The organism is Prevotella intermedia ATCC 25611 = DSM 20706, assembly GCF_001953955.1.
Classification (GTDB): Bacteria; Bacteroidota; Bacteroidia; order Bacteroidales; family Bacteroidaceae; genus Prevotella; species Prevotella intermedia.
The window spans coordinates 483,229-506,894 of the sequence record NZ_CP019300.1 but is presented as its reverse complement, the minus strand read 5'-3'; the positions used below and the strand labels follow the sequence as shown (position 1 = coordinate 506,894).

The following is a 23,666-nucleotide window of genomic DNA, read 5'->3' as shown; positions in this document are numbered from 1 at the left end:
TACTTAGTAAATAATAATTCGTTGTGCTGGGCTTCCGTTCACTTGGATAAGGTAGACTCCCTTCTCCCATGAAGAAGCATTGATATTGATTTCATTACCTTGAGCCACTTGCGAGTGCACCAATTGCCCTGAGAGCGTATAAGCGCGTACATTCATTTGCTTAGCCTTTGCAAGGAAAGCTGTAAACGAACGACTACCTGTCATTGTGAGAACGGGCATTTCTCTTTGCTCTGTCTTCACACCTTGAATGCCATTTGCACCCTTCTCAAGCAGTACTTGCTTCAAGCCAGCATAAGCATCGAACTTACCCGCACCCCATTGCACAGGGTCGCCAGTGTTCTTTACATAATCGTCTTTCACTGCAGTCTGTCTGATAATACGTACTACATCTTTGTAAGTCAATGTAGGGTCAGCCTCCAACCAAAGTGCGATAGCACCAGCTACAACAGGTGTTGCCATTGAAGTACCGAGCGATTGATGCCAATAATAAGCCTTTCCGCCTTTTTCCAACTTGGCTTGCAACGCTGCAGAAGTATAACCCATATTCGGGTTAGTTACACAATATGTATTGACAGAAGATATAACTGATGCACCAGGAGCACAGATATCTGGCAGGTTCCTGCCATCAGCCAGCGTACCGAATGAAGAGAAACGTGATGCTTCGCCTATTGGGAAGTCGTTAGCTTCGCCTTGTTTATTGTAACCATAGACATAGCCGTCCAACGAAGGCCAGTGGTTACGAACATTATAACTGCCAACGCTAATAACGTTGTTTGCACATGCCATATCGCTGATAGAGCCATTGCGTGAGCCTTTTGTCCAGCCTTCCTGAGCATAATCGTCGAAGTAAACAAACTGAGCATCGCCATAAACATCGACACGCTGTCCCGCTTTCTTACTCTTAATGAGCAACCCTAACTTGTAGTTACCATCTTTATTGGTCGTCTGATTATCGCTTGTCAAGAACTGGGCAAGTACATAATAGCGTCCTGTTTCAGGGTCTTTAATAGACGCAGCACTAACGTATCCCTCGAACGCTTTGGCGAAAGTAGAGTTCACAACAGCTCCGTTTATGGCATAATCGCCACCAGAAGAGTAAATAACCGGCTGTCCATTGGTGTTCTCAGCTACGGGGATACGAACCGCAACTTTATTCTTACGTGCGCTATTGGTAACAACTATCTGCAATTCAAACTCGTCAGCATCATTGCTATAAGCACAAACCTGACCGTTGCGAAGGTTATAATAGGTTTTCTTTGCCGTCTTATATTCCCCTTCTATCATTGGACGAACAAAGGTCTGAACAGTAGAGTCTGCCTTATCGAACTTCGCCGTCAAAGCTACGGTGTTGTCAGCCTCGTTACCAGCAGCCACACAGATGATAGCATCCTCGCCGCACAAAGAAAGGAAACGATTCATAACACTGTTAGGGTCGTGTGCGCCAAGATTGCTTCCTAACGAAAGGTTTATGACACAAGGCTTGCGCTTAGGACCCGACAGTTTAGAATAGTTGATAATGTCATCAACGCCAAAAGCAATAAACTGGTCGCGCAAATCACCGCATGAAGCCACAATCTCCGACTCAGTAGCACCGCCATAATAAAGGTTGGGCACTGTAACATTGTAAGACAGATTCTGGTCATCGGTCTTTGCAGCCAAGATGTTTCCCTTGTAGCCACCAGCCATAATACCCGACGTGTGTGTACCATGGAAGTTTGTATAGCTATCGGTAGCAAAGTCCTCAATGGCATACGTATTGTCCTGCTGCTTCATTGTATCGAGTACCGCACGAGGATAATAGTTCTGATAGAGATAGCCCTGTTGGGTTGTTGTAGTAGCCGTTATCTTACTGATATAACCGAAACGCGTAGTGCCGTCAGGCTTCAGGAAGTTGATGTGGTTAGGGTCGATGCCGCCATCAACAATACCTGTTACAACGCCCTTACCAGTATAAGCCTGTGGAAGGTCAATTCCTTGATGTATTTTATCAATACCTATCGTCTTACGAACAATGTCCATCTTCTGATAAACAGGACGCGACAACTCCAATCGGCGTACGCACTTCAACTCTGCAATGCGTTCTACGTCGGCAGTAGGCACCATGACGATGGCAATATCACCACGCACTCTGAGTACCTTGGCACCTTGTGCATCAAGCTCATCAAGGGCATTCTGTCCCTTAAACTCCACCATTGCCATAACATTCTGCTGAACTTCTCTCGGACGCTCAAAAGAACGTGTGCGGCTATTGTATGTAGGAATCGCTGTATTCCGTATCTGCAATAGCATCATCTGACTCTGCAAGTCGAGCTTAGACTGACCAAAAGCAGTCAAAGCCGTACACAAGCATAAAATAATAAACCCTAATTTTCTCATTACTTCTTAATTATAACTTTTTTACCATTAATTATATACAAACCAGATGGAAGGTTTTCGCCCGCTACACGAGTGCCGTCAAAGCGATAAACCACTGTCTTTCCATTACCTACCTGCTGTTGAACTCCATCAATTCCAGTAGGACCACTTAGCAGAATATCCAAACGGTCGCCGTTCTTCAATGTTACTTCAAAGCTGGTTCCGCCTTCATAAGAAGGCTTAATCTTCTCTCCATTCAACTGTACAAGCATCTTGCTGAGGTCGTTGCCATAGGCACCAAACATAAATGGATTATCTTCGGCAGAGAACATCAACGTGTTTTCTCCACTCTGCATTGTAACTGCTGAACGGTCAGAACGATAGAACTGGAAGCCATAGTTAGCAAGACTTATGTCATCGATATAAACAATTGCCTTTTGGTCGCGTACAATGGCAGAAGTTGTTATCTCTATCTTCATACCATCGGTTAGCCTAATCTCGTAAGAACCATCGCCACCAGCACTCATTGCATTACCGTCTACCTTAAGCGTTTCTATTTTGCAACCGCTGTTCGGCTTTATCTGAATCATACTGTTGGCTTCGTTCAGTTCAATGGTATTGTCGCCATCTTTAATGGCTATCACCTTATTATTATAGCTGCTGCCTTCATAAACCGTGATGTTTTCAGCCTTATCAACATTCAGCGTTGCCTTTATTGTAGCATATTTGTGTGCCTTGATGTCGAAAGTGGTTGCAGCTTTCACAAGATATTCAAAGGTTCCATAAACACTTGTTGCAACATCATTGACCTTGAACGATTCCAAAGCGTAGTTCGTTTTATCGAAAGTAAGTGCCAGCTTTGTTCCAGCCTTTACCGTAAAATTAGCATCAGTATAATTGATTATTTCTTTACCATCGGCTGTAACCTTGGTAAGAATAGGCTTTATGTCGTCGCTTGAGAAGTTGAACTTCACAGGGCAGTCCACATCAGGATAGTTTGCCATAACAACAACTATGCTACCCTCTTTAGGTGTAACAAAGAACTGATTGCCAGAACTTTCTACTTCCACGCCATCGAGCGTTACTTTATAAATAGGTATATCTCCATAGTTGGCATTACCAACTATCAAAGTCTTCTCTACGTTAGGAATCCACTTCACGATATTATCACCATCTTGCAGGTTTACAATCGTGTGCGATTCGTAACGTTCCATTCTTACCTTAGCTGCATTATCAACCTTAACGGTGCAAGATGCAGTACGAGCATCGGCAAACACACCCGACTTCACCGTAAAAGTCAAGTCCTTGTCGGCATCAGACAGATAAATATTGCAATTAGTAAGGTTTGAAATAGTTTGTTCAAGAGCCTCGCCGTCTTTGTTCGGCTTATAAACTCGCTTTAAATAAAAGCCTTCTTTGGCTTCTATCTGAACAGAACCATACTGCGGAACCGTCACATTATTCACACCATTGACTATATTCGCAACGGGTGCATAATTGACTTTTACCGTAACTCTACTGGCATCATCTATGTCTAACTTAATAGGAATGTCAGCCATTGCGTTCATTGACATTAGAGCCATGACCGCCAAGAAAAGAAAATAGTAGACTTTTTTCATACATTTTTAAGTTTTTATTATTATCTAATTCTAATTTTTGCTTCACAATAGTTTGGTACGCCCATATCTAATTATTCACATAATAAAGCCTACCTTATATATTGAATACTTCGCTAAGTATTGGTTATATGCGTCTATGCGTGCAAAGATAGGTATAAAACACATACCAACAAAATTTTTCTTCTATTTTATTAGCTTTTGCAAAGATTTTATTTCAAAAAAAAAATATAAAGAATAATTTATAACAATTTAAAACATACCATATCATAAAGGAAGTAACGACAAGTAATAACACATTGATAAGAAAGGAGCTAAAAGGAGTTGCTTTTTGTTTATAGATACACCAAGATGCTGTTAACAGTAACCAAACTTGCGTCAATACAGGCAAACATATCTATCAATTCAACACAATTGCTGCACCTATAAAACTTTTAATTTTACAAAAAGGGCGTTGAGGTACATTTTGATTACCGAAGGTATTTGGTGGGATTTTCCATCTAACTTTGTAAAGATAATTCTGTTAAAAAGCGATAACTGCGCTTTGGCGTTGCGAAAACGTAGGTTTTGCGGGCTAAAAGAGCCGCTTTTACCTTGCAAAACCTACGCTTTTAGAATGCAAAACAATAGGTTTTGTAAACTGCTGGCAATGAAAGAGTTAAGCAATAGATGGGTTTGCGAAAAATATTTACACTATATTCCTCTTTTCCTGTTAATATAATAAGGTGTATTTATACTTTAGCTTTTAGCGCACCACCATTTCTACCGATACTCATAGCTATAAGCGTTTTTTCTGTGTCTTTATCTACAAATTAAAAAAGCCAAATAGGGGGAACACAATTATGCTTTCCACTTGAATTATTGTAGAGTCGGCAATATTCAAAAAGAGTTGTCCAAAACCATTGGTTATATGTGCCTAATTTTATATGGAAAATTATTTTTTTGTAATATAAAAACGATAATTTTATAATATAAAAAAAATAATTTCTTATTATAAATTCCACCCTCCATATAATTATCTGACAACTAACAATTTGCAAACTCCATTTTTAGCTATTTTCTCTATACAAATAGACGCTACAAATGGTGAGCTACTAAAAGAATAAGCACAGTTAAATAAAGTTTTAGAATGGGAGTCTAAATATACTTTAGTAATAAAGTAAGTATAAAAACACGACGGTTAATAGTTGATATTTATTAAAAACAAAGAAAAGAGATAACTTTTTGGAATAATATTTATAAATTTGTACGTAGAGAATATTAGGAAAAAGCATATTATTACGATCTGCCCAAATAATTGGACCAACAATGAAATGAAAGGGGAGTATGTAATTCTTGCCTTTACGAATAAACAACAAGATAAAATTATTTTATCTATCCGTAAGAAAATAACTTCTTCACAAATAATAATAAAAACTAAGAACAATATACCTATGCTTATCAAACCACAACAACTATTATTGCTTCTGCTCTTTATATGTATAGGGGCAAAAGCACAAGAACGAACCATTTTGCTGCAGGGATATGTGAGAGATGCATTTACAAACGGAGGCATAAAAAATGTGTCTGTGATTTTGATGGATGAAGACAGTACCATTATAGATAAACAAACCGTGAAATACATTGATGAGGATAAAACTTATATGGAATCTTATTACAGTTTCAATATTCCTGCCTCTCCTAAAAAGTATATTGTTAAAGCGGAACAATCTGGATACGAATCGGCTTTTTCTAATTATAATGTGAAGTATATTGCAAGAAACCAGTCGTTCCAAGTTCCAACAATATATATGAAACGAAAATCGAAACTACAACAGGTGAACGAATTAGACGAAGTTGTGGTAAAAGCTACTAAAGTAAAGATAGTTTTTAAAGGCGACACAGTTGTTTATAATGCAGACGCTTTTAATTTGCCCAATGGTTCTATGCTCGACGAACTTATCAGGCAAATGCCTTCGGTAACACTTAATTCGGCAGGAGAGATATTCAAAGATGGAAAGAAGGTTGATAATCTTTTGCTGCAAGGAGAAAAATTTATGAAGGGAGAGAAGAGCCAAAAGATATTGTTGAGAAATCTCCCGGCTTACACGGTAAAGAATATAAAATTTTATAACCGAACGAATGAGAAGAACCAATATTTAGGTTACAACAACGAGAAGAAAGAGTTTGTAATGGACGTGCAATTAAAAAAGAATATGCTACAGGCTATATTGTAAATGCCGAGGCTGGTCTTGCTACACACAAACGTTACAATACAAAACTATTCGGACTAAGATATACTCCACTTTCGCGCTTGTCGTTTTTTAGTAGTGCCAATAATATTAACCAAGATTTGCGTCCGGGTTCTGATGGAGAATGGGACGCTTATAAAGCAGGAGACGGAGTTTTAAGTTTCAAGATTGCAGGTTTAGACTGGTTTCTAAAAAATACAGATAAGTCGGTGTCCAACGAATTTTATGTAAAGACACTTTGGCGCGATGGTAATTACGATGCTAAAACTATTACCACGACTTTCTTGCCTACACATAACAATTATACTGCGTCTACTCTGCATACAAATGGGAAAGAAACTTCGATTACAGCGCAAAACGATTTTATTGTCTCTAAATCGTTCTATCTATATGCATCTACATTCTTTGAATATTGGAAAACATCGGGTACACTGAATTCGAAATTGGCAACTTTCCAAGCTAATCCTTTCAACAGCGTTAAGAATACAGAAGATTTGCTGAATGACGTCTTTAATAAAAACGATTCCACTATAAAGAAACAGCTTGTAAATAGCAATAAACAAGACAGCGACAACCGATTTTATCGTTATGGAATATGGCAGACACTTGAGGTTTCGAAAAAACTTCCATGGGGAGACAATATTAGTTTAGAAGCAGAAGCATCGTACGTAAAGGAACGCAAAAAGAATTTTAATGGTTACCAGCTTCAGTTTATGCAAACAAATACAAATGAAACGGAACACCAATATGTGAATGAGCCTTCGCACCACTATAATATTGCAGCCAAGTTGGCATATAACATTCATCTGCTAAATAATTGGAACTTTAATGCAAGTTACGGTTATCAGCAAAATTATCAATACGACAGTTTTAACAGGTACCGGTTAGATAAGCTTTCGGGGTGGACAAATAGCAGACATCGGCTCACGGATTTGCCTTCTACAAGAGATTCACTATTGTTGGCTATGGACTTGAACAACAGCTACCAAACATGGAATAGATTTCACGTGCATAGTGGAACAATGCGGATTTTCTATGATAAAGAAGGTAGAAAAGGTACTACGCGGATAGATTTTTTATTACCATTGGCTTATAAGCATAATTGTATGAATTATCTGCGCAGTGATATTGACACATTGGTTTCTCGACGCGACTGGCTTTTTACGCCTACAATTTCGTATAGTTTCAGAGGTGCAAATGGAAAAAATTGGCAACTGGCATACAACATGGAAGTTACAACGCCCGATTTGAAACAAACAATAAGAGTAACCGATACATCGAAGCCGTTGTCGGTTTATATGGGGAATGGTGATTTGCAGAATACTACGACGCACAGTTTCTCGGCAAGTTATGGCAACATTATACAGAAACTAAAAGGACAGTATTATTTAAGTGCCGACTTTAAATTGTTTCATCAGGCTGTGGGCAATGCAATGTCGTATAACACAACAACAGGAATTTACACTTATCAGCCACGCAATATAAATGGTAATTGGACTGCTGAATTTAATAATGGCTTTTCAGTCTGCTTAGACAAGAGAAGGATATGGACTTTAGAAAACAATATGAGTTTAAAACTCAACAACAATGTAGACTTCGTTACCCTAAACTCCATTCAGAGTTACGGCATAAGCAAAGTGCGTAACTTCTATTTTACCGATGGTATAAAACTCACTGTACAGAAAAATAGTTTGCGCATAGCTTTCATAGGAAATATAGATATTCATAACTCGAAAAGTTTGAACAGCTATTTTAAGACGTTCAGTGTTTGCGACTTTTACTACGGTTTGGCTGGCAACTATACGCTTCCTTACGATATACAGTTTGCCACCGACCTGAAAATGTATGGCAGGAGAAGATACAGCGACCAATCTTCCAACAACAACTGTCTTGTCTGGAATGCATCGCTCATAAAAACATTTATGCACGATAGGCTAAACATCAGCATTACAGGCTACGACATTCTACAGAATATCTCGAACCACACATACATTGTGAATGGACAAGGAAGAGAAGAAACATTTTACAACAACATTCCAAGCTATGTTATGCTGACTATTGGATACAGAATATCGAAAAAACCTTGAAACTTAGCAAATATACATTGTTGAGAAAGAAACTTTGTGATAAAAAAACTGGTTATTAGAGTTTGAATAACCCTAATAACCAGTTGATTTTTATTGATGTTTATTTATTGTGCAACTTATAAGTTTTAGTTTCGTTACCATCAAATAGTCTTAAAATAATAATGCTATGCTGTAAGTTGGCTATACTAATATTAGACTCGTAGCCTCCTTGCTGCAGAAGTTGTCCTGTTGTTGAATAGATTTTATAACTCTGGTATTTATTAGACAAGCAAATGTTTTTATCAACAATATAGGGAGTTTCTGTTTTGTTGGGTGTTTCTGCACTATTAATACCTGTATAAAGGTCGGCAAGTGCTTTCACAATTACTGTTTCGGCACCAGGAACTTGAACTATGAACATTGCTGCATGTTTTTTATTGTCTTCGCTATAGAAAACAAACGAAGCATCGCCTCCTTCAGGAGCCAATTCTGGAGTAAGTAATTGGAAATATTTCTTCATCTTTGAAGGAGACAACACGATACTTACATTATCAAACGGGTTGTTCTTGGTTGTTACTTTAAACACAACTGGGTCTGTCTTCTGCTTCATCTTGTATGGAACGTAGAGGAACTCCTTATCGACAGTGATTTCGGGCAAGTCGGTACGACCGAACGAAACGTTGTCAATCATCCAGTTCAAAGCAGAGTAGTTGCCACCTTCCTTGCTGTAGAAAGAGAATGCAAGGTGGAAATTATCGTCGATATTGATGTCTTTTACCTTTGAAAGGTCTATGCGATAGTTCAACCAAGTTTCGTTTTCAATTTCAACGCCAGCTGGCTTGTACTTCTCAATATCGAGCACTTGCTCCTTTATAACGCCGTCTTTCTCGGTGATGATGTATGCTTGGAAGAACTCTTCGTGCTGTTCGTCCTTGCTTAAACCGTTGAAACGGAGGCTGAAGGTGAGGAACTTGCTTGCAGCCTGCTTGTAAGAAAGTGTTGGCGAAACAAGCCAAGACTCGTATGGGTTGTGGTCTACAACGCCCGTCTTCCAGAACGTAATGTATGCTCCTTCGTGCTGTATCTTACCATCGACAAGGTTGTTTTCTCTTTGTTTCCACACCCAGAATGGACGGTCGCCACGCATAATCAGGTTTTGCCAACCTTGTATGCTTAGGATTTGCCTGTGGCGCATACCGTCGAATCGTTCGTTGAGAAGCGTCAATGGTGTAGCATCGGCATTTGCTATCATAGCCTTGGCAATATCGTTGAAGGCAGTGCGCTGTTCGCTATCGTTATGATAGAAAAGTACAGTGTTTACATTTACATCAGCTTCGGTGGTATTCACGAAGCGAACGAGTGTAGGACGATGGCTGTCGAGCGTGAACTCACCGGTAGCACTTGCCTTGCCCTCGTTGTTCATAGGCAGCCAGTGCCCACCACCATCGATAGAATATTCGGCACGGAAAGAAGTGGCAGCAGTGGCTGGAGTCATCTTCACCTTGTTCAATCCGTTTATCAAAACATCGTCAAAATAGAGCATGCCGCCCTTGTTCAGCGTAATATCGCCTGCGCCGTTCCACTTGCCTTCTATCTTCCAATAGCCAAGGTCGTACTTGCCGAAGTTCTTCCATTCGGGTTCTTTCGCAAAACGCTCTTCAATGGTGTTGGCTGTGAACTTCTCAACCTTTGTACCTGCTGTGGCTTCTTCGCAGATACCCTTCAAGTTGTAGCGAACGGTGTCGCCCAAGATTGTTGAAACCACAAGTGTAGCCTCGTATGTACCTACGGCAAGCGGACGGAAGTCGATGCGGAGCTTAGGTTCGCCATAGAGCGTTCCCTTGCTCTTGTTATACATAAAAATGTTGGTGTTGCTCTTGAAGCAATTTACCTCTGAGGTATGTTCAATGGCAAGCTTTACATCGGTGATTATATCTTTTACATCAAACTCCAAGTTTTGTGTAACCGTCTTTCCGGGTTCAGCTTTCATTTCGGTAATAGGAGTCTTTTCAGACAACTTAACAGATGGTTTCTTGCCTTTCTCCATAAAGTAAGCTATAAGCACCAAGTTGCTGTTATGCGTTTCGTCAGCACCTGCAAAACTCAGCTTAAACGAATCAGTATCTTTGAAAGCACCTTTCTTTGTTGGAGTAACGATAAGTTGTGCGCTTACAGATTGGTTCTTTCCTATTTCCTCAATATCGAGCTTCATCATATTGCTTGCCAAAGTATATTTGTCGCCACCGCTGAAGTTTGGTTTCTGTGCTTGGCTCAAGTGCATCGTTTGGATAGCAATGTCGTATGTTTCGGTCTCTCCTACCTCACCATAGATTGTACGTACCTGTGGGAGTATGGCGATAAGTGGCGTAGCCTTAGCTTCAGAAGCAGGCATACGGTTGGCACTGAAGTCGTCTAAACTTACTTCACTGTTTTCCTGTACTTCAACAGCAAACTCTAACTTCGTTGCATTCTCAGGGCAGATGGTGCGGAAAGTCAATGTTCCCCACGACTTCATCTTACCAAAGAATACTTTAGGATTGTTGATAAAGGCATCTTCGCCACACTTCACTACTTCGTTATTGTCGTTGAGCCAACGAAGTGCAAGACGCAAAGGCCCTTCCTTCTTAGCACTTGAAATGGTGGTATAGTGAATTTGGCATTCTATTTCATCGCCAAGAGTAACATCGTTCTTCTGTAAATCAATTACTTGTTTCAAGAAACCTTTATCGTTTCCTGTCTTAATTCCTACACCAAAGCCTGTGTCTGAATGGTAACTGTCGCGCTTTTCACGCTTAAAGATTTGCTCACCTTTAACTTCCCAGTTCTTAGGCATATTGTTCGTATCGAAGTCCCAGAAGAACTGATTTTCCAACAACTCCTTTTCAGGTTTGTCGGGTTTAGCTTCATCTGTACCTTTACCTTTCAACATTATGGTTACAACCTTGTTGCCAATAGTTATTGTTATCGTTGCAGTTTTATTGCCAACTGCTTTTGGTTGGAACTTTACAAACAACTTTCCACCTGTTGCAGATAGTGCATCACCTGTCTCTGTTCTGACAATAAAGTCATCTTTGTCCTGTCCTTCTAACACAGGTATTATCTTTTCGCCCTTAAAATTAGCAACAGTAATGGTAGTAAACTTCTCTTCAGATACTTGATTTATACCAACTGAACCGAAATCGAGTTCAGCAGGTTCCGCAGTAATATCAATAGGGTCAGACTTCTCTCCTGTCTCAATATTCTTGAGTTTAAAGAGCGCATAACTATCTTTATTGCCTTCCATATAAAAAGCAACAAAGCCAATGCCCTTATCCTTTACTGTTTCAGGGATTGCTACAGAATAGTTTTCATACGCCGAATTAGATGATGTAGGAAGCACATCGCCAATCTTGTCGATTAATTCACCTTTCTTATTAATAAGAATAACCGAAAGCTTAGTATCGCCTTTAACAGTTCCTGTCTTCCACTCTAAATTCAATTGCTTACCAGCAATATCCTTTAAGCTCAATGCTGGAGAAACCAAGTAAGACTTAAAATTCTCTGTCAACTTCTTTATAGTTGGTAAAGATATATTAAGACTAAACTCTTGATTGGAAAAAGGTGCACTCCAAGAAACACCAGTTTTAACGTTGGATATACTAAACCAAGTATTTCCAATAGCTTCCTTGTACTTCTTGGTTTGCGATAAAGTTTGTAATGGTTGGGCATCGTCCAGTTTACTGAAATCAAGTTCCTGCACCTGTGCATGCAAGTTACTTGTTACACCAAACAATGCAATCAGCAACCAAATCCACACGGCTCTCCGTGCAATAGTTTTAAATTGCGTCATAATGAATTTTGTTTTTAAGTTTAATAAATGCGTAAAAAATCTTTTTATACTTTACTATTCTCAATATGAAAACGAGGGTGCGCCATTTTTACACACCCTCGCTTTTTTATATAATAGTTACTTTAATTTTTTGTCTATAAAATCATAATAAACTTAATTATAGCAACTCTTATTCTTTCCAAAGTGGATAAGCCCTAGAGGGGTCAGGATTGTTCTTACCCTTAACAGCAGGGTTATCATTTTCTTCCAAGCTAACAATACAGAAGTTCATCCATGCAGGACGACCGTTAGTGTTAAATCTCCAATCTTCAAAGAAGTTTGTATCTTGATAACCACGCGTTACAGACAAGTTAGCACGCTTGATATCGAAAAATGATTGACCTTCACCCCAAAGTTCAATACGTTTTTGGAAGATAATTTCATCAATAGCATCCGTGCCTGTATAAGTATAGTTCTTATCACGATATGTTTTCATAAAATTCTCAAGAAGAGCAATACCAGTACCCGCAGCTACACGTTCAGCTGCTTCAGCTTCGATGAAATACATTTCTTCAACACGCATCAAAGGATAAGCAGAAGCTGTAGCGACTGGAGATTCATAATAATTACCCTCATTAGGACGGAACTTTAATGAACCGTATGTAGGAATTCTCTTTTTAAAATCAATCTTATGCGCCGAACCATCTATATACTTATTCTTTGCTTCCAATGGTGAGCCGTTAGGAGCCTTCCACATTGTTTTACGCCAGTCTGTGTCACTAATTCTATCGTAGAATGATTTACCAATCATATTCATAGGACCATTTCCAGCATAACCGAATGCCGTTTCGTTAGAAGCAAAAGAGGTAAAGTTTATAATACCAGTCTTCACAGCATAATCTTCTGATGTGTACTGAGCACCCCACATCCATTTAGAAATGTCATTGAAACCTTTCTTAACGTCAGTAGCGTCTGCTTCAGAGATAGGAGCTTTTCCATAAGTATCAATAGCCTTACGAGCATATTCCTTCGCTTGCGCATAGTCTTCATTCCACATATAAAGACGAGCCTTCAAACCATAAACAACAGCCAAGTCTGGAAGCGTATTCTTGTTATTTGATACTAAATGCACAATATACTTTTCAGCATTGTTCAAGTCAGATTCGATAAACTTAAACATTTCTTCATGTGTAGCACGAGGGTTATTACGTGAAGCTTTTTCGCTCAAAGTATCAGTAACAATAGGAACTGTAAGATTCTTGACATTGTATCCTTGTTCATTTGTACATGCAGGATTTACATCCGTTGGCAAGCACTCATACATACGTGCCAAATCAAGATAGTTAGCAGCACGGTAAGCGTATCCCAAACCAAGGTAACCTAACTGCTCGTTTGATGCCTTTTCAGGATTAACAGCAGCAATGACCAAGTTTGAAGCGAAAACATAGCTATAATAGAATGTATACACATACTGACCTATCAGATAAGAAGGACCAAGAGCCTTGGTTGCAGCCCAAGCACTAAACTGATTATAGTCGTGGTCTTTTACCACATAGTCGTCAGTCATGACATCACGGATACGCATAATAGACGAAGTTCCATACGAGAAGTGATAGTCTCTGTTCCAAACAGTTTTACCATATGCAGGCAATCCATTTACAATAGAAGCTGTCGCAGTTGCGGAACGTCCAAGCTGTTCCTGAGTAACAGTACCATTACGTGGCTCTGCCTCATCAATACAACCGGTCATTGCAGATAAGGTAAGACCAGCTAAAAGGACACCATATATTGATTTATTTATTTTTTTCATATTCTTTCGTATATTTTTAGAATGTTACTGTAATACCACCAGAAATTGTTCTAACATTAGAGTAGAGTACGTTTGAAACACCACCATTAATAGATTGGCGTGGGTCAAGACCCTTACGCTTAGACCATAGCCACAAGTTGTCACCTACAGCATAGATACGAACCTTAGAAACACCATATTTACGTGTTAACTTTGCAGGCAAAGTATATCCAAGGTTGATATTTTGCAGACTGAAGTAAGAAGCTGATGTCAACCAACGGTCAGAAGATGCGTTTGTATATTGGTCTTGGTGTTGTACACGTGGGATATTAGAACCCTTATTTTCAGGAGACCATGCCTTGTACAAGTCAACGTGCATAGCACTACCACGGTTGTGGTTCATTGCTGCAGCGTAGTTGTCATCATATACTTGACCACCAAGTTGGTATCCGAAATCAATAGAGAAATCGAAGCCCTTCCAAGCAAAGTTTGTACCGAAGCCACCATATACGTCAGGCAAAGATGTACCACAGAGATGGTAAGTAGCCTTTTCTGTATTCTCTACCTTAACCCTCTCTTCTACGATTGGTTGGCCATTCTTATCCAACTCAAATTCGCCAGCAGCATTCTTCTTGTATTTGTCTTGCCAATAAAGAGCCTTACCAGTTTCAGGATCTACGCCAGCATATTTCTTCAAATAGTATGTGTACATTGACTGACCTTCACCATAGAAGTAACGACCACTTTGGTAACCTGGAGCACCATCAGCCCACATTGTCTTATTTGCATCTGCAATACGAGTGATTTTATTCTTATAAGTTGTCAAGTTCAAATGTGCACCCCATTTAAAGTCGCGTGTGCGGATAATATCACCGAACAACTCAACTTCAAGACCACGGTTACTCATATCACCAATGTTATCATAGTAGCCTGCCCAGCCAAAAGTAATTGGCAATGAGAAGAATGCAAGCATATCTTTTGTAGAACGGTCGAAGTAAACGATGCTACCACTCAAACGTTGACGGAAGAACGAGAAGTCGAAGCCAACATTAAACATACCTTGCTTTTCCCAAGAAATCTTTTCGTTACCACGAGATCTCTTAACTGTAGCAACAGCATTATCAGAAGGAACGATAGAGTAGGTATTTGTATAACGGAATGCACCAATATTATCATTTCCCTGTGCACCATAAGAAGCCTTGAACTTCAATTCGTCCACCCAAGGAGCATTGAACCAAGACTCTTTAGAGATAAGCCATGCACCACCTAATGACCAGAAGTTACCCCAACGATGGTTTGGGTGGAATCTAGAAGAGGCATCACGACGATAAGATACTTCTCCGAAGTACTTATTGTCATAGCTATAATTTACACGACCGAACCAACCTTCTGTATTATAAAAACCACTAGAAGAGTTTGTATTTTTTGTTACAACAGCACCAGAAAGTTCAGAATAGTCAAAATCGAACATATTAGTCTTGGTACCACTCAAACTTGTAGACGTAAAGCGATAGTATTCATGGCCAACCATAAAATCGAAGTCATGTAAGCCAAATACAGGCTTCCAATTCAAAACTTGTTGATAGTTGTATGACCAAGAGCGGCTATGTTGTACAGAAACAGAGCCTTTTTCGGTAGCATAAAGACCAAACCAAGGATTCGTTGTGCCCTTACCACGTGACTCGTTCAAGTAAACGCTATTAACACTTCTGAAAGTTAAGTCTTTCAAGAAACGAACATCAACAGTAGCAACACCATTGAAAGTATTACCATCAGTAAAATCAAGGTTTACGCGGTTATCTGACAAGGCATTAGAACCACTCAAGAATGGACGTAGCAAACCAAGACCTGTACTTGTATTGTCGCCATAATCATAAGCTTCAAGACCTGATGCATCATGGCGCATAATGTTCTTGTTTCCATCACGAAGATACAAAGGATAGATAGGAGCAATACGAGTAAAGGCAAACATATTTCCAGAATCACCAGAGTCACCAGTACCACCATTTGCATAATGTGTAGAATAGTGAGAATAGTTCATATTACCACCAATGCGCAACCAATCGTTAATTTGGTAATCAGCCTTCAAACGACCAGTGAAACGGCGGTAGTCAGAAGCTACGGTAATACCATCGTCCTGCAAATAGTTGACAGAACCATAGAATGTAGATTTATCAGTATTACCTACTGCTGTTGCAGAATATTCCAGACGAAGAGCGTTGCTGTAAATTGCATCAATCCAGTTGTCTGGTTGGAGCCAATATTGCTGACCGTCTTTACCAGTTACCATACGACCAAGAGTTGCATTAGGATTCAACTTACCATCAGTACCAATGAGTTTTTCATTAGCTGGATATGTGTAAACGTTGTATCCCAAGCCAAAGCTACTAGAGTTTGTAAGGTTCTTATTTGCCCAAATGTATGCTTTTTCAGGTTTCATACCCTTGCCGTCTGGAGATACCGCATAGTTATAAAGACCTTTATAATACATTTCATAGTAAGCAGCGGGGTCAGTGATATAATCATAGTCAGGAATTGCACGAGACTTTGAACCCCACTTGGCATCAACAGTGATGGTACCACGGTCTGCACGACCAGCCTTTGTTGTAATAATAATTACACCATTAGCACCACGAGCACCATAAAGCGCAGCAGAAGCAGCGTCCTTGAGGACTGTCATGCTTTCGATATCTTGTGGGTTGATAGACTTAATATCACCGTCGAATGGTGAACCGTCTACAACATACAAAGGAGAACCACCAGCATTGATAGAACCGATACCACGAATAAGGATACCTGATGAAGAACCTGGGTCACCAGAACTTTGTGTCATCTGCACACCAGATACTTTATTCTTCAAAGCATCAACAGCACTTGTTACTTGTACCTTTGTAATATCACCAGATTTTACAACGGCAGCCGAACCAGTAAATGCTGATTTCTTCTGTGTACCATAAGCTACTACCACAACTTCTTCCATGGTCTTGCTGTCTGATTCGAGAACAACACGCATGTTTGGAGCAGCCTTTAGCTTCTTAGGAGTCATACCTACATATGAAAACTCGAGCATTGCACCAGCAGGTACCTTCAACTCGAACTTACCATCAAGGTCGGTCTGAGCACCGTCAGTAGTACCGAGCACCTTAACAAAAGCTCCAATTACAGGTTGATTGTCCTCTGCCGAGATAACAACACCCGTAACATGTGTCTGTGCCATAGCCACTCCTAAACTTAGGAAAAGGCAGGCGAGAAACATTGTTAGTCTTTTTTTCATAAAATCTCTCACTTTAAAATTTAATTATTAACAGTTATTGTTTCATTTTTGCTTGGGATTTTGTCCCAATTTCTCATAGCTTAGTTAAAAACGAAAGTGTTTTCATCTTTTAACGTAATTGCAAAGATAGTATTTCGTACGTAACGGAACAAATAAATTTAATGAAATGACCTCTTTTTTTACTTTTATTAACAAGAAAGGGATTAAACCTTAATGAAAGGTGGCTGAAACCGCTTTGTAATGTTAGTTTGCAAGGTGTTAAGGCACCGTTTGTCTATGGATAAGAGCGCAAAAACGTAATTGTGATTAGAAAGAATGGAAAAAGATGTAAATATAACAAACTATGTGATGTGTGCCTTAAAGGTTTTGACAGATACTTTTATAATAATGTAAGCATACAGAGTGAACGTTTCACTCTTTTGCCAAATAAGCCGCAAGTGTCTGCCGTATGTATTCCTTAAAGGCATCGTTCTCAAGAATTTCAATATCTGAATACAGACCGAGAACAAAGCGACCAAGCCCACGGAAGTCGCAAACTTCAATATCAAGCAGCCAATGTTTCTCGTCGATAACGGAGAGATACTTTGCCCCATGTGGGTATTCTTCCAAGAAAAGATTGTGAGCGAGTTGCCCCAAACAAAGCTTTACGTTATAATGTTCTTCGCCACTGAACATAAAAATGTCGGTAAATAACTGTCGATGGCAATCCTCGTATATCCACGGAGCGTCTATTTCCTCGATGCGCTGCATACGGTTAAGGCGGAAGGTCTTGTTCATCTTCGACTTAATCTCGTGGCAACGCACATCTTGGTTGTTATTCATCAGAAAGAAAGGTTCAACAATACGGTCGGAAACAGAATGGCTATGCGGACTGGAATAGCCTACAAGGCGAAGCATCTTCTTATTTTCGATGGCATGCGTAATGATTTTCACATTATTAATATATGCCTGTTGTTTTGCCGTGCTTACACTATGCGAAAAGTTGTAGGCACGGTCGAGTTTTGCACGCAGCTGGTTCACCATATCGCTGCTGTTGCCCGTCATAAGCAACACATTATATATAGTGCGCACTTCGGCATCGGTGAACTGAAGGGTTTGCGACAGATTGGTGAAGAAAGGCGAACGGCGGTCGATGTGATACTTGTCGCCTTGCTTGAAAAGGATAAACCCTGCCGACTTTATAAAATCGAGCAAATAATAGATTTGCCGACGAGAGATATTCATCTTTTTGCTCAATTCAACGGCAGAATAGCCTACAGAATCGGCAAGCAGCAGAATAAGCTGAAGTTCGTTTTGAAGTTTGGAATAGCGCATAGAACCAAAATTGAGAAACTACATTTCAAAATCAATACTCAATTCTTCGGGCGGAAGCAGGGTGAAGGATTTACGATGATAGGGCGAAATGCCATACTCCTTAATGGTTGCACGGTGTTTCTTGGTGGGATAACCTTTGTTCGACCGCCAATCGTATTGCGGAAACTCTTCGGCAATCGCTTTCATATAATCGTCGCGATAGGTTTTTGCGAGGATTGAAGCCGCAGCAATGGAAAGATATTTGCCGTCGCCCTTCACGATGGTAGTATGCGGCACGTCTTGGTAAGGCTTAAAGCGGTTGCCGTCTACAATAATGGCTTCGGGGCGAACACTAAGCGTATCTAACGCTCGGTGCATGGCAAGAAAACTGGCATTGAGAATGTTTATCTTGTCAATCTCCGCTGCCGTAACCACTCCAACCGCCCAAGCAAGGGCATCTTTCTCTATCATAGAGCGCAGCAAATAGCGTTTTTTCTCCGAAAGTTGTTTAGAATCGTTCAGCAATTCGTTCTCGTAATCGGGCGGAAGAATTACGGCTGCAGCAAAGACGCTGCCTGCCAAACAGCCACGCCCTGCCTCATCGCAACCTGCTTCCACCTTATTTATATAGTAAGCATTCTTCAGCATATTAACTTTATATAACTAAACTTTTTATGGGATTGAACATATATTGCACAAAGGTAGCGTATTTTTGCCAACAGAAAAAGAAAAACCAAAAAGAAATAAGTATGAAAAGAGAAATAAGTATGGCAACTGCCAACAGCAACAGCGAAAGTTTGGAAATGGTGCGTAACATCAGAGCGTGGGCAACAGCCCCTGCAGAATGGTTGCGGAAATATTACAGTGCAATGCTGGAAGAAGAAGTCAGCAGCCATCAGGCTTCGCTACTGACGCAGGCACAGATAGCTTTGTTTCTATCGGTATTCGCTACAACCAACAGCTTTTTACTGAAAGCAGGGCTCGTGGCGTGGCTATTGGTGTGCGTATGGAAGCTAAAGAAATGAACAAAATTACCCCTGCACACCTTTTATAATTAAGAAGAAAACAGACAAGAAAAGTGTAAATATTTTTCACAAGCGCATCTACCAATTAACTTATTAACTATCAAGACATTACAAAACATACGTTTTCGCATTCCAAAAGAGCCGCTTTTACCCTGTAAAAGCGGCTCTTTTGCATTGTAAAACCTACGCTTTTGCAATGTCAAAGCGCAGTTATCATTTTTTAAGGAAATATCCTTTACAAAACAAGAGTTATTTCGACGAATGACAATCGTCAGAATCTAATTGTTCAAAGACTATCTGCTAAAACATCTTGACCACTCGTTCAATGCCTGCCACAAGGGTGTCTATCTCTTCTTTTGTATTATAGAGTGCGAAGGAAGCACGGACTGTTCCTGCAATATTGAAACGTTCCATAAGTGGCTGGGCGCAATGATGACCTGTGCGCACAGCAATTCCGAGTTGGTCGAGAAGTGTTCCCAAATCCATTGGGTGTATATCGCCAACGAGGAAACTTATGGCAGCATCATGATTAGATACCACAGCAGTAGCATCGCTGGGCACGCCGAAGAAGCGAATATCGGGAATACTGCGCATTTGCTCTATGGCATAGGCAGTAAGCATTTGCTCGTGCTGATGTATGTTCTCCATTCCAAGCTCGGCAACATAGTCAAGGGCAGTTGCCAAACCGTGGGTGGCTACATAGTCGGGGGTACCCGCTTCGAACTTCAAAGGAGGACGCTCGAAGGTTGTACCGCTGAAGCTGACACGCTCTATCATCTCGCCACCACCCTGATAAGGTGGCAACTTGTCCAACCATTCTTCCTTACCGTAAAGCACGCCAATACCCGTAGGGCCATAAACCTTGTGCCCGCTGAAAGCGAAGAACTCGCAATCCAACTCCTGAACATCGACCGCAAAGTGAGGAACACTCTGTGCGCCGTCGAGCATTACGGGAATATCGTGGGCGTGGGCAATGCGAACGATTTCACGAACTGGGTTAATCGTACCCATTACGTTGCTGACGTGGGCTACACTGACGAGCTTTGTCTTCTCGGTAATGAGCTGTTGGAAAGCCTCCATATCGAACACACCTTCGTCGTCGATAGGGATTACCTTCAGAACTATGCCACGACGCTGGGCAAGGATTTGCCAAGGCACGATGTTGGAATGATGCTCTACGTTGGAAACAATAACCTCGTCGCCCTCCTGCATAAAACCTTCGCAGAAAGAAGAAGCCACAAGGTTAAGGCTCTCGGTGGTGCCACGCGTGAACACTATTTCGGCAGTGGAGCGGGCGTTGATGAACTTCCGCACCGTTTCGCGCGCAGCCTCGTGCAAGTCGGTAGCTTGTTGGGAAAGCCAATGAATGCCACGATGCACATTTGCATTTACGTTGAGATACTCGTCGCGCATGGCGTCCAACACGCAGAGAGGTTTCTGCGTGGTTGCCGCATTGTCGAGATAAACCAACGGTTTTCCGTAGACCGTGCGTGAAAGGATTGGAAAATCGGCACGCACCTTAGATATATCGTACATCATCTTTACTTCTTTTATTGGCACAGCTTGCAGCCGCCACACTTGTCGAGCTCGCCACGGAAGCGTTTTTCCACCAAGTGGTGGAGACGGTCGCGGAGCGGAACAAGTTCCATTTTATCGATTACTTCGTTCACGAAAGCAAACTCAAGAAGGAGTTTTGCCTCGCGCTTGTCGATACCACGCTGCTGCATATAGAAGAGGGCGGCATCGTTAAGCTGACCAACCGTTGAGCCGTGGTTGCACTGAACATCGTCTGCATAGATTTCGAGCATAGGCTGGGTGTACATGTGGGCAGTAGAAGCGACACACAGATTCTGGTTCACTTCGTGCGAGAGTGTCTTCTGTGCGTCCTTTGCCACATAGATAAGACCTGCGAAAGCACCCACTGCGTGGTCGTCGAGCACATACTTGTAGAGCTGATTGCTCGTACAATTGCCCACTGCGTGGTTGATGACGGTATTGTTATCAACGTGCTGATGCTTGTCGGCAACTACGCAACCATTCAGGAAACATTCGCTGCCTTCCCCGCTGAAAGTCAAATCGAGCTTGTTGCGGGTTACTCCATTATGAAGCGTGATAATATTGTGCGACACACGGCTGTTGCTTTGCTGGTCGATGTAAACATTTGAAATGCGCACGTTCTTCAGATGGGTTTCCTCCAAACAGTTCAGTTCCAACTTTGCATTGTCGCCAACGTATGCCTCAATTACCTGTGTGGCAAGGAACTTGCGGTCGTCGGCAGAGTCGTCGCAAAAGAGCATTGAAAGTTCCGCTCCCTCCTCAAGTACGATGAGTATGCGACGGTTCAGCATAAGGTCTACATCGGAACGAAGAATGTTGATAACCTGTATGGTGCGGTCGGATTTTACACCTTTCGGCACATAAACGAACAAGCCGTCCTGCGCCAACATTGTGTTGAAAGCCGTCAAGGTGTCTTTGGCAGTATCAGCAAGCTTGGCATAATGGTTGGTTATGATTTCGCCATGCGTCTTAATGGCGTTTGAAAAGCTATCGACAACAATGCCGTCGTTGAGCTGTGCTTTGGGCAACTGGTCGTTGTAGAACTGGTCGTTCACAACGAAATAGACCGAAGTGCTTAGGTTTGGAACGTCGCACTTAAAGTCTTCGTAAGGATTGATGGGCATTCTCAATCGCTGCAAATTCAATCCATAGTCGGGTGCGAACAGCTTTGGAATATCGGTATATTTGTAGCGTTCCACCTTTTTCGTGGGAAAGCCCTGTGCCTTGAAATCCTCGAAAGCCTTGTCGCGCACCTTGTTCAAGACGTCGCAGGAATGTTGCTTTATCATTCCTTGCGCCTCGTTATATAAGTCTATATATTGTTTTTCGCTTTGCATGTTCAGCCTTTCTATTTATCTGCTTCCGCTTTTATCCAATCGTAGCCACGCTTTTCTATTTCGCGTGCAAGTTCAGGACCACCTGTCTTTACAATGCGTCCGTTGTACAGAATGTGTACTACGCTTGGTTTTATCATATCCAAAAGTCGGTCGTAGTGGGTAATGACGATGGTTGAAGTTTCCGAAGTGTGCATCTTGTTCACACCATCGGCAACAATGCGCATAGCATCGACGTCGAGACCTGAGTCGGTTTCGTCCAAGATGCTGAGCTTTGGCTGCAACATTGCCATTTGGAAAATTTCGTTGCGTTTCTTTTCACCACCCGAAAAACCTTCGTTTACGGAGCGATGCGAGAGTTTTGAATCCAAGCCCACGAGATCACGTTTCTCGCGCATCAGTTTCATAAAGTCGGCTGCTTTCAAAGGTTCCAAGCCTTGATACTTGCGCTTTGCATTCACGGCAGCTTTCATGAAGTTGGTCATACTTACGCCCGGAATTTCCACTGGATACTGGAACGAAAGGAAGATGCCTTCGTTGGCACGTTCGTCTGCGCCCATTTCCAAGAGGTCTTTACCGTTGAACACTGCCGAACCATCGGTTACGGTGTACAGCGGATTGCCCGTGAGCACTGCACTAAGGGTTGATTTTCCTGAACCATTCGGTCCCATAATGGCGTGTATTTCGCCATCTTTAACGGTAAGGTCGATGCCTTTCAATATTTCTTTATCTGCAATAGTAGCGTGCAGATTTCTTACTTCTAACATATTGTTTTTGTATTATCGTTTCTTGAATAATAAATTATCTAATGCTCCTACAAAGACATTTCCTACGAATTCTAAGAAGACTTCTCCCATTGCTTGTCCGAAAGTATAGTCTCTATCTTCCCAACGTGCTCTTTCAAGAGCTTTTTCCTGCTCTGCAAACAGACTTGGAGGGTCGGGAACATAGAAAGGTCCACAGCGAAAAGCCTGCGGTGCAATCTTCACGTCGTCGGCTCTGCGGTAAGTCATAATCGTTTGCGAAGCACAGAGTGTGTCGCTCTTTACTTTCTGTTCTATGACGTATTTCTGCCACGTTTTGGGGTGCCAGTCTTGAGCATTCAAAACAGAAACGGCTAAGAACAGTCCTGCCGTCAGCATTTTTCTTTTCATCTGTTTGTTCCTTTTCAGTGGGTATTCCATACCTTTCGTATTGTTTCTTTTCTACTATGAAAAAGCAGTTCGAGAGTCTTCTTAAAATCGCTCGGTATCTTTTTGAAGATTGCTCGATATCTTTTTGGAGTTCGCTCGGTATCTTTTTGGAGTTCGCTCGGTAT

At 41.2% G+C, this 23,666-nt stretch carries 14 protein-coding genes; 3 read left to right on the top strand and 11 right to left on the bottom strand.

The window, feature by feature from the left end:
- Positions 1-3 precede the first annotated feature (3 nt).
- Both BWX39_RS02170 and BWX39_RS02165 read right to left on the bottom strand, forming a co-directional pair.
- The gene (locus BWX39_RS02170) at positions 4-2,376 is read right to left on the bottom strand and encodes a S8 family serine peptidase (RefSeq protein WP_028905673.1); all 2,373 of its coding nucleotides are present in this window, start codon (positions 2,374-2,376) and stop codon (positions 4-6) included.
- Positions 2,376-3,974 carry a hypothetical protein gene (locus BWX39_RS02165; protein ID WP_028905674.1) on the bottom strand — a complete coding sequence of 533 codons (1,599 nt, stop codon included), beginning with the start codon at positions 3,972-3,974 and terminating at the stop codon, positions 2,376-2,378. The genes BWX39_RS02170 and BWX39_RS02165 overlap by 1 nt, the downstream gene beginning before the upstream one ends.
- A 1,310-nt stretch (positions 3,975-5,284) precedes the next feature.
- Here BWX39_RS02165 and BWX39_RS12335 point away from each other — a divergent pair.
- Both BWX39_RS12335 and BWX39_RS02160 read left to right on the top strand, forming a co-directional pair.
- On the top strand, positions 5,285-6,187 hold the full coding sequence (locus BWX39_RS12335; protein WP_244271497.1) for a hypothetical protein: 903 nt from the start codon (positions 5,285-5,287) through the stop codon (positions 6,185-6,187).
- A gap of 77 nt (positions 6,188-6,264) precedes the next feature.
- The gene (locus BWX39_RS02160) at positions 6,265-8,289 is read left to right on the top strand and encodes an outer membrane beta-barrel protein (protein ID WP_244271496.1); all 2,025 of its coding nucleotides are present in this window, start codon (positions 6,265-6,267) and stop codon (positions 8,287-8,289) included.
- A 100-nt stretch (positions 8,290-8,389) separates the two neighbouring features.
- On the opposite strand, the gene BWX39_RS02155 is transcribed toward BWX39_RS02160, so the two are convergent.
- From BWX39_RS02155 to BWX39_RS02135, 5 genes are all read right to left on the bottom strand, one after another.
- Positions 8,390-12,097, bottom strand: coding sequence for a choice-of-anchor J domain-containing protein (locus tag BWX39_RS02155; RefSeq protein ID WP_028905676.1), 3,708 nt, complete (start codon positions 12,095-12,097; stop codon positions 8,390-8,392).
- Between the two features lie 169 nt (positions 12,098-12,266).
- Positions 12,267-13,886, bottom strand: coding sequence for a RagB/SusD family nutrient uptake outer membrane protein (locus tag BWX39_RS02150; protein WP_028905677.1), 1,620 nt, complete (start codon positions 13,884-13,886; stop codon positions 12,267-12,269).
- A 16-nt stretch (positions 13,887-13,902) separates the two neighbouring features.
- A complete protein-coding gene (locus tag BWX39_RS02145) occupies positions 13,903-17,139 on the bottom strand; it encodes a SusC/RagA family TonB-linked outer membrane protein (protein WP_028905678.1) in 3,237 nt (1,078 codons plus the stop codon).
- 411 nt (positions 17,140-17,550) lie between these two features.
- Entirely contained in the window at positions 17,551-18,453 is a 903-nt protein-coding gene (locus tag BWX39_RS02140; RefSeq protein ID WP_028905679.1) for a helix-turn-helix transcriptional regulator, read from the bottom strand.
- A gap of 18 nt (positions 18,454-18,471) precedes the next feature.
- The gene (locus tag BWX39_RS02135) at positions 18,472-19,080 is read right to left on the bottom strand and encodes a ribonuclease HII (RefSeq protein ID WP_028905680.1); all 609 of its coding nucleotides are present in this window, start codon (positions 19,078-19,080) and stop codon (positions 18,472-18,474) included.
- Between the two features lie 101 nt (positions 19,081-19,181).
- On the opposite strand from BWX39_RS02135, the gene BWX39_RS02130 reads away from it, so the two are divergent.
- A complete protein-coding gene (locus tag BWX39_RS02130) occupies positions 19,182-19,457 on the top strand; it encodes a hypothetical protein (RefSeq protein ID WP_028905681.1) in 276 nt (91 codons plus the stop codon).
- A gap of 300 nt (positions 19,458-19,757) precedes the next feature.
- Here the strand turns inward: BWX39_RS02130 and BWX39_RS02125 are convergent, their stop codons facing one another.
- The 4 genes from BWX39_RS02125 to BWX39_RS02110 are packed head-to-tail and all read right to left on the bottom strand — an operon-like array spanning position 19,758 to position 23,502.
- Complete coding sequence (locus BWX39_RS02125; RefSeq protein ID WP_028905682.1) at positions 19,758-20,993, bottom strand: aminotransferase class V-fold PLP-dependent enzyme; 1,236 nt, start codon at positions 20,991-20,993, stop codon at positions 19,758-19,760.
- A gap of 14 nt (positions 20,994-21,007) precedes the next feature.
- On the bottom strand, positions 21,008-22,351 hold the full coding sequence (gene sufD / locus BWX39_RS02120) for a Fe-S cluster assembly protein SufD (RefSeq protein ID WP_028905683.1): 1,344 nt from the start codon (positions 22,349-22,351) through the stop codon (positions 21,008-21,010).
- Between the two features lie 11 nt (positions 22,352-22,362).
- Positions 22,363-23,115, bottom strand: a complete 753-nt coding sequence (gene sufC / locus BWX39_RS02115) for a Fe-S cluster assembly ATPase SufC (RefSeq protein WP_004363237.1) — start codon at positions 23,113-23,115, stop codon at positions 22,363-22,365.
- Positions 23,116-23,127: 12 nt separating this feature from the next.
- Positions 23,128-23,502 carry a hypothetical protein gene (locus BWX39_RS02110; protein ID WP_244271495.1) on the bottom strand — a complete coding sequence of 125 codons (375 nt, stop codon included), beginning with the start codon at positions 23,500-23,502 and terminating at the stop codon, positions 23,128-23,130.
- Between the last annotated feature and the right edge of the window lie 164 nt (positions 23,503-23,666).